This window comes from Deltaproteobacteria bacterium (genome assembly GCA_009692615.1).
GTDB lineage: Bacteria > Desulfobacterota > Binatia > UBA9968 > UBA9968 > DP-20.
The window spans coordinates 1-8,395 of the sequence record SHYW01000165.1; the positions used below are offsets into that span (position 1 = coordinate 1).

Here is an 8,395-nt window from a genome sequence, read left to right on the forward strand (position 1 = left end):
TGCTCTGCTTTTTCTTTCTCGCCCACGCCAAACTCGCAAACGTTGTCTGCTCCCCCACGCTCTTTCCTCCCGCCTCACCTTGTCGGTCTTTCTGCTCTTCGTTATTAGACGACTTGCTAGATGACTTGTTCAGAGATTCCTTAAGTAGCCGTTTCGTTCGATTCTGGATTCTTGCAAAAGTGAATTGACATAAGCTTTCGATCCGATATAAACAACCTATCGAAATTGGCTATGCAACGACAAGGGAGGGGCTATGAATAGACGGGATTTTCTACTACAAGGTCTGACGGTTTCCGCGGGTGTCGCGCTCGGCGGCTTGCCCAAATTTGCCGGCTTGGTTCACGCCGACGATCCAACCAAGTGGCGTACCTTTGAAGTGGTAACGACCATCGAAGTGAAAGACGCTTTGGGGGCGACGCGAGCGTGGGTGCCGGTGCCGCTATCCAGCCCGACGGATTATTTCAAGCGTGACCCCGATAGCTTCACGGGCAATTTCAAAGCCGCCCGCTCGGTGCAGTACGACAAGCACGGTACCGGAATGGTCTTCGCCGAATGGGCGCCGAGCGAAAAGGCTCCACAGCTCGAAGTCAAAAGCCGCTTCATGACTCGCGACCGAGCCATTGACGTGAACTCGAAACCTGCGGTGGCGGCGAAAGAAAATCCCGCGGTGCTCAATTATTTCCGCCAGCCCTCCAAGCTCATTCGTACCGATGGCGTCGTCGGTTCGACTTCGAAGAGCATCGTCATGGGTTTGAAGACCGACGTCGACAAGGCGAGAGCGATCTACGAATGGATCGTCGACAACACTTTTCGCGACGCCAAGGTGAAGGGCTGCGGCATCGGCGATATTTCGACCATGCTCGAAAGCGGCTATTTGGGCGGCAAGTGCGCCGATTTGAACGCGCTGTATGTCGGTCTGGCCCGCGCCGCCGGTTTGCCCGCGCGCGACATGTACGGCGTACGCTGCGCGGTGTCGTCGGAATTCAAAAGTCTCGGGCGTGCCGACGACATCACGGGCGCGCAGCATTGCCGCGCCGAAGTTTATCTCAATGGCTACGGCTGGACGCCGGTGGATCCCGCCGACGTTCGCAAAGTCGTGCTCGAAGAAAATTTACCCGGCGAGCAGCTGGCTTTGACCGATCCGAAGGTGAAGCGCGCGCGAGAAAAACTATTCGGCGCTTGGGAAATGAACTGGCTGCCGTACAACTACGGCCACGACATCAAGCTGCCCGGGTCAAAATTGCCGGAGATTGCATTCCTCATGTACCCGCAATTGGAGACCGCCAATGGCCGGCGCGACAGTTTGGATCCGGCGAATTTCAAATACACCATCAAGTCGAAAGAAATCGTTTAGTTCGAATTCGAAATGAGCGTTACCCAAGGCCTCCACAGCGATGTGGGGGCCTTGTTGTTTGTGGTGGGGAAGATTCTGGGACCTTCCGATTGTCCGTCATACCGGCGCAGGCCGGTATCCAGGAGAGGCGAGGGCAGGCGGGTCGCGACCGCCCCTACGCGATTTCGGAATGCTATCGGCTCAGTGCTTCTTGAATTACTCTGGCGACGTAGACGTGGGTGAGATGGGCGCGGTATTCGGACGAGCCGTTGATGTCTTCGATCACTTCGATGTTGCGCGTCGACTCGGCGGCGGCTGCTTCGATTGATTTCTGATCGAGTTTTATTCCAGTCAACATCTGCTCGCTGCGTTCCGGCCGATAGGCCTTGTCGGCGACTCCGGTGATACCAATGGCCGCGCGGCCGCATGTACCGGCGGCGTCAACCGCCAAACGCACGGCGACGCCGGTGACGGCGAAGCCGGATGAGCGCGGCGCAGCTTTCTGATAAGCCGTCTTGTCGCCACCGGTCAGCGGCACTTTTATACCCGTGACGATCTCGTCCGGTTCCAGCACACTCATCAGCAAGCCCAGAAAAAAATCGTCGCACGTCACCCAGCGCTCGCCGCTGGGGCCGAAGACGCGAATCTCGGCGTCCAATGCAATTACCGCCGCCGGCCAATCGCCGGCCGGATCGGCGTGGGCGATGCTGCCGCCGATGGTGCCGCGGTTGCGCACTTGCACGTCGGCGATGGTCGTCGCGGTTTGCGGCAGCAGCGCGCACTTGGCTTTGAGCAGATCGGAGTACTCAATCTGCTCGTGCGTGACCAGTGCGCCAACGATCAGATTGTTGCCGTCTTCCGTGATCGTATCCAATCCGGGGATGCGACCGATGTCGACCAAGTAAGCCGGTTTCGACAAACGCATCTTCATCAGTGGCAGCAAGCTTTGGCCGCCGGAAATAATTTTCACGTCATCTTTGTGCTCGGAAAGAAGTTTCACCGCGTCGGGCAATGAGCGGGGCGCAAAGTATTCGAACGAACCGGGTACCATGACTAAAAAGTCCTCCGCTCTTTTTCCGGATTGTGATTGATCAAGCGCCACACCGCCTCGGGCGTGATCGGCAGTTCGCAAACTTTCACGCCAAACGGTTGCAGCGCGTCTTCGACGGCGCTGGCGATGGCGGCGGGCGACGGGATCGCCGCGCCTTCGCCGGCGGCCTTTTGGCCGAGGGGCGTGAATGGCGACGGCGATGGCTGATGAATCACTTCGACGCGCGGTGTCTCTGCGGTGGAGCACTTACCGTAATCCAAATATGTGATCGTCAGCGGTTGGCCTTCCGGGCTGTACATGAAGCCTTCGCCGAGCGCGACGGCGATACCGTGTGCCGCCGAACCGTAAACTTGGCCGTTGACGACATCGGGATTGATCACCGTGCCGTTGTCGCCGACGATCAGATAGCGCAGCACATGGACCGAGCCGGTATTCTTATCGACTTCGACGATGGCCGCGTGGGCGCCGGCGGAAAAGGTAAACTGCGCGCGTACTCGACGATCGGCGCCGGGGACGATGTTCGGCTTGGCATGGGGAAACATGTAGTAGAAGGTCGCTTCCATTCCCGGTTCCATGTCGTCGGGAATCAGATGTTGGTTGTTGTAGGCGATGCGGCCTAACTCGGCAAAAGTAATTTGTTTCGCCGGTGCGCCGGGAACCTTGACCACGCTGTCTTCGATGATCAATTCGGATGGCTCAACTTTTAGATTGAATGCCGCGAGCCGTAAAATTTTCTCGCGCAGCTTGTTCGCCGCGCCGTGAATCGCGCCGATGTCGTAGAGATGGAAATTATTGCCGCTGTTGGCCGCGGCGACGCCCCAGGAGGACAGATCGCTGTCGAAAGGGATCGTGGTGCTGAATTTATCCGGCGTCGAGCCGAGAACATCGGCGGCAACTTGCGCGGTCGTAGTTTCATGCGCTTGGCCGCAGTTGGGCGAGCCCAAGTGGAGCGACAGGGTGCCGTTCTTTTCCAATTTGATCTTGGCGCCGTTGACGCCGCCGGAGCCGGGCGGTTCCTTCATCTCGGGAAAGATCGCCATGTCGCGGGCGGCGTTGCGTCCGCCGGGCTCGACGCCGATGACGACACCGATGCCGATCAGCTTGCCTTGCTCGCGCGCTTTCTTTTGCTCTTCGCGCAGCTTGTCGTAGTCGATTTTCTCCAACAGAGTTTTTAGTAGTCCGGGGTAATCGCCGCTGTCGTAGACGTTGCCGCTGATGGTGGTGTACGGCATCTCGCTCGCTTGGATCAAATTTTTTCGCCGCACTTCGATGGGACTTAGATTCAGCGCCTGAGCGACCCGGTCCATCATCCGTTCCCAGATGAAACACATGCCCGGCTTGCCGATGCCGCGGTTGGGAATGACCGGACATTTGTTGGTCACCACCGCGTTGCCTTCCATGTAGATGGCCGGCGTATTGTAGGTGTTCGACAGGTTGTTGAGCTTGTTGGTGAAGTGGATCGTCAGCGTGCTAATCGATCCGCCAACGTCGTCGTATTCTTTGAACTTGAGTCCCAACACCGTGCCGTCGTTCTTCACCGCCGCTTCGGCTTCCACTTCCTGGGCGCAGGCATGGCCGCCGGCCATCATATGTTCGGTGCGATCCTCGATCCACTTTACCGGCCGGCCGGTCTTCATCGCAAGCAAAGATACGAGAACGACGTACTTGCGGATCAAATGAATCTTCTGGCCGAAACCGCCGCCGACATCGGGAATGATCACGCGGATGTCTTGCAGGCCGAGCGCTTCGCGCAGGCCGTCGTAAATCACTTCCGGCACCTGCGCCGTGACCCAGACGGTTAACCGCTTACTGGCCGCATCGAACGAAGCAATGACGTTGAATGGTTCGAGCGGCGTCGAGCTGTAGCGATGAATTTTTAGATTTTCTTTGACCACACGATCGGCGGATTTAAACGCCGCATCGATGTCGCCGTATTGCAACGAACCTGTCCAAGCTAAGTTGCTGCCGAGCTCGTCGAACAAAGCCGCCGCCGATGGCTTGATCGCTTCATGAACGTCGACATTAGGCCGCAGCGGTTCGTAGTCAACTTGGATCAATTCGAGAGCATCTTCCGCCGTACCGCGATCCCAGGCCGCCACCGCGCCGATGGGTTCGCCGACATAGCGAACCTTGTCGACGGCGCCGGCATACTCGTCAATCGGTCTTTTCAAACCCGCGGCGTAGCGGCCCGGCTTGAACGGCTTGGTGAGTTTCTTGACATCGTCGGGTGTGATCACCGCGAAGACATTGGGATGGCTCAGCGCCTCGGAAGCATCGACGGAAAGTATTTTCGCATGGGCGTGGGGACTGCGCAGGATCATCGCTTGGAGCATGCCGGGCATGGTGAAATCGTCGGTGAACAGCCCGCGGCCGGTGACATGTCTGGGGCCTTCTTTGCTGCGACTACGAGCGCCTACGAATTTTTTGTCTGCCATAGTAATTTCAGTTTTGAGTTTTAAGTTCTTAGTTTTTAGTGGCTCGGAAGAGAAAACTAAAAACTAAACCCTCAAACCTTAGCACTCCTTTGTTTCTCAGCCGCGTCTTTAACCGCATCGACGATCTGCACATAGCCGGTGCACATGCAGAGATTGCCGGCCAACGCTTTGCGGATCTCGTCTTCGGATGGATTGGGGTTTTTCTGTAAGAGCGCGTGGCTGGTCATCACCATTCCAGGCGTGCAGTAGCCGCACTGAAAGGCGTAGTTGTTGACGAACGCCTCTTGCACAGGATTGAGCTCGCCGTCTTTGGCCAGCCCTTCGATTGTCGTGATCTCCCGCCCGTCCGCCTGCACCGCAAAGTGAAGGCAAGACTTCACGACTTTGCCATCGAGCAGAATCGAGCAAGCGCCGCACTCGCCGATCACACAGCCGACGTGAGTACCGGTCAGACCGATGGTTTCTCGCAGGAAATGAGCGAGCAATATGCGCGGTTCAACTTCATCTTCGTAGACCCGGCCGTTAATTGTCACACGAATCGTCTGTTTCATAAGGCGGAACAATATCTGTAGAGATTCGGTGAATCAAGCTTCGCGGTGATGGCGCGCGATACTTTCGCGCCGCGCTTAAACGGAGTGGAGTAATGTCAATGTGGTCAGTTAAGGACTTGGGGTCAGAAATCACAATCACTACAGTCTATCCGCCCCTCTCCGTCAGGCGCGCCGACCAGCGCGATAGTATCGTACTGATATTTGCTAGTTCGCTTACTGCCCAGCCATGCTCCCGCACCAGTAATGCGACAGTTATCATCGCGGCGAAACGTCTTTCGCCGTTGATTGCCCCGCGCGATGACGTGATAGAGCAGTCCGGGCGCGAAGACTCTGGGACGGCGGGCCATGAGAAGGGATTAACCGAAACAGGGGACCAATATCAAGACTGGAGTGATTGTTATGTCTGACCCCATACATTTATCATTCACCTCGGAAAGAGTTCGCCATTTATCGAGATCGTCCCGGACCATGGCAAGGTGAGTCATGCGCCAAAGATCACACATCGCGATTTCCACGCCGACAATAGTTGTGCTAACGTTGAAATCAGTGAAGCACTCGGCGAAATGAAACCCGGAGATCTATTGATTCACGGCTACGACCTGATGCGGGGCGCCGATACGAATCCGGCGGAACATGTCGGCTTCAAACGGTTTCATTGGTTGATCGCGTCAGCGTCACAAATGCCGACGCCAGGTCGTTATTATCTCGCTTGCGGACATACAAACCGTCTGCCAAAACAGCAAGCGCGGTTTCCAGTTCTCTTTGTGGAAACCGCCCGGGAAATTATGCCACTACAGGATTAAACTTGCTTCATCAGTGCGATCCTCAAACAGTGCCGAATGGCACGCGATAGTTTTTGTAACTAAACTCCCTTGGACGCTGCTCTGATGATTTTTCCGAAAGTGAAACTATTGACAACAAATATTGAAGTGGCTAGTCAGTTGTTGCTCTATCGTCGTGCCGTGAGTTAACTCGCCCGCAGATGATGGCAACGCTCCTCAGAAATAGGGATCACACTTGAAAGATAATCCATTCACTCCCAATCTGTGTTCAAAATGACCGATCGAACGTGCGTCGCCGCTATTATAGTGTGGCCGTTTATTTTTCTCTTCCCGTATACGTTTAACGATATCGGCAGTGGCAATGATTTCGGTCAGCTCTACTACGTTTACAAAGTGTATTTGCTCTCGATGTTGAACAGCGGCCATTTCCCGCTGTGGTCGCCGACCGAGGGCGGCGGTTACCCGTTTTTCTCGAGCCCTTTTGCCCAAGCGTTCTATCCGCTCAATCTGTTTTACTTCGCTTACTACAAACTCTTGGGCCGCTTTGCGCCCTGGGATTATCAAATCCTGACGATATTCGGAATCAGCATCTTCGGCTCGGGCTTGTTTCTCTGGCTGCGCCGGTTGGCCGTGGCCGCGCCGGTGGCGTTGGTGACCGTGATGATCTCAGTCATCAGCCTTAAGGTAACCGAGTTGCTGCGTTTGCCCAACGCGTTGCATTGTGCGGCATGGCTGCCGTGGCTTTTGTATGGCGCCACAGTTGCCACAGACTTAAGTAAAGTAAAGTTCGGAGCCACGGTGTTTGGCGCCGCCCTCGTGATGCTCCTCACAGCCGGATATCCTTATTACATTATCTACGCATTGCTCTTGATTCCCGCCTATGTTGTTGCGATGGCGTTGGCGCCGTCGCGTAATCTATTCATCGGCGAATCTCCAGAGAGTCCCAGCAGTTTTACTTGCTACGCGATTCACATCGGCGTCGCCGCGGGTTGCGCAGGTATCCTGACATTCCCATGGCTGCGTCATATGCAGACATTAATGGCGCAAACAGTGGATCGGGGCACACCCGACTTCCAATACGCGACGGGACATACATTTAGCCCGCTAAAAACACTCGGATCCTGGATCTTTCCACCCGTATCCAACATGGAAGGCTGGTACTACTTTGGAATGGCAACGACACTCGTCATTGGGTTCTATATATTTTCGGTTTCGGCGAATTTCGGCGTCACATCCCGCGAGCGCCGGCTTTCCATCATGCTTTTAGCGTGGCTTGCGTTTATCAACTATTTCTCTTGGGGCCGCGATTCGGCGTTGTTCACCTGGACTTGGCATCATCTCCCGGTGCTCAATCAAATGCGTGTATGGGGCCGAATGAACATCATTCAGGTGCCGATCATCGCAATGCTGCTGGCCATGGCGATCCACCATTTTCTGCATGCGATTTCTAGCCGCCAACTGATCGGCAGCCGCAAGGGCATTTGGGTAGTCGCCGAAGTCATCGTGTTAACGCTTGCGATCCTCAGAATTCAGCTATACCTGATTGAACAAGACTTGTTTGACATTTACTGGACAACTTATTTCAAGCACGCGGATCCCGGTTTTGGCAAAAGTACCAGCATTCACGTGACCTTAAAAGAATTTTTCGACGAGCGCTTTTTTGTCGTGACTACCGTCGCTATTGGCGCAGCGCTGGTCGGCTTCCTGCTCGTGGCACGCTGGGCACCACCGGCCAAGTTAGGGCCGATATTCCTAAGAAGCGTTCTTATGCTTTCGGTGGTTGAGATGTTTGTGATCAGCAACTATCAATGGCCATCCCCGCGTCACTTAGTTAAAAACCAAAATTTTAAGAGCGGAAATTATAATGTTCCTCAGCTTCTGGTGAGCGAGTTTTCACATCCAAGATCGCTGGCTTCGCCCATGATTATGACGAGCGATATGCATGGGTATAATGTCGGGCTTACTCCCAGTTGGGGCTTCAAGCGGCACGCGGACCCTTATCTTAGATATTTGAATCACAATGGCGAATGGCAGCCGGGAGTCACCTCGAACGAACGCACCGCGGTCGAGCGATTCTACGGCGCCGACCAGAAGGCGCAACGGCTGTTTTTCAGCACGCGCATCGATCAAAAAACCGTGGTAGATTTCATGAAGGATGTTGACGCCACCGAGCCGTTGGCCAAACCGACGACACAGATGGATTTTTACAACGGCGATGAATTACGTTTGACTGTCAATCTGCG

The 8,395-nt window shown here is 55.2% G+C and carries 6 protein-coding genes; 3 read left to right on the plus strand and 3 right to left on the minus strand.

Annotated elements, in window-relative coordinates:
• Positions 1-253 precede the first annotated feature (253 nt).
• Entirely contained in the window at positions 254-1,354 is a 1,101-nt protein-coding gene (locus EXR70_24205) for a transglutaminase (GenBank protein MSP41600.1), read from the plus strand.
• Between the two features lie 172 nt (positions 1,355-1,526).
• Here the strand turns inward: EXR70_24205 and EXR70_24210 are convergent, their stop codons facing one another.
• The 3 genes from EXR70_24210 to EXR70_24220 all read right to left on the minus strand — a co-directional run bounded on the left by EXR70_24210 (position 1,527) and on the right by EXR70_24220 (position 5,370).
• Positions 1,527-2,384: a xanthine dehydrogenase family protein subunit M gene (locus tag EXR70_24210; protein MSP41601.1), complete on the minus strand. Its 858-nt coding sequence runs from the start codon at positions 2,382-2,384 to the stop codon at positions 1,527-1,529.
• Positions 2,385-2,386: 2 nt separating this feature from the next.
• On the minus strand, positions 2,387-4,819 hold the full coding sequence (locus EXR70_24215; protein ID MSP41602.1) for a xanthine dehydrogenase family protein molybdopterin-binding subunit: 2,433 nt from the start codon (positions 4,817-4,819) through the stop codon (positions 2,387-2,389).
• Positions 4,820-4,890: 71 nt separating this feature from the next.
• Positions 4,891-5,370 (minus strand): (2Fe-2S)-binding protein, encoded by a 480-nt coding sequence (locus EXR70_24220; protein ID MSP41603.1) that lies wholly within the window; start codon positions 5,368-5,370, stop codon positions 4,891-4,893.
• Positions 5,371-5,846: 476 nt separating this feature from the next.
• Between EXR70_24220 and EXR70_24225 the strand changes: the two genes are divergently transcribed.
• The gene (locus EXR70_24225) at positions 5,847-6,173 is read left to right on the plus strand and encodes a hypothetical protein (protein MSP41604.1); all 327 of its coding nucleotides are present in this window, start codon (positions 5,847-5,849) and stop codon (positions 6,171-6,173) included.
• A gap of 252 nt (positions 6,174-6,425) precedes the next feature.
• Positions 6,426-8,395, plus strand: a 1,970-nt coding sequence (locus tag EXR70_24230; protein MSP41605.1) for a hypothetical protein, incomplete at its 3' end; no start/stop codon positions are given.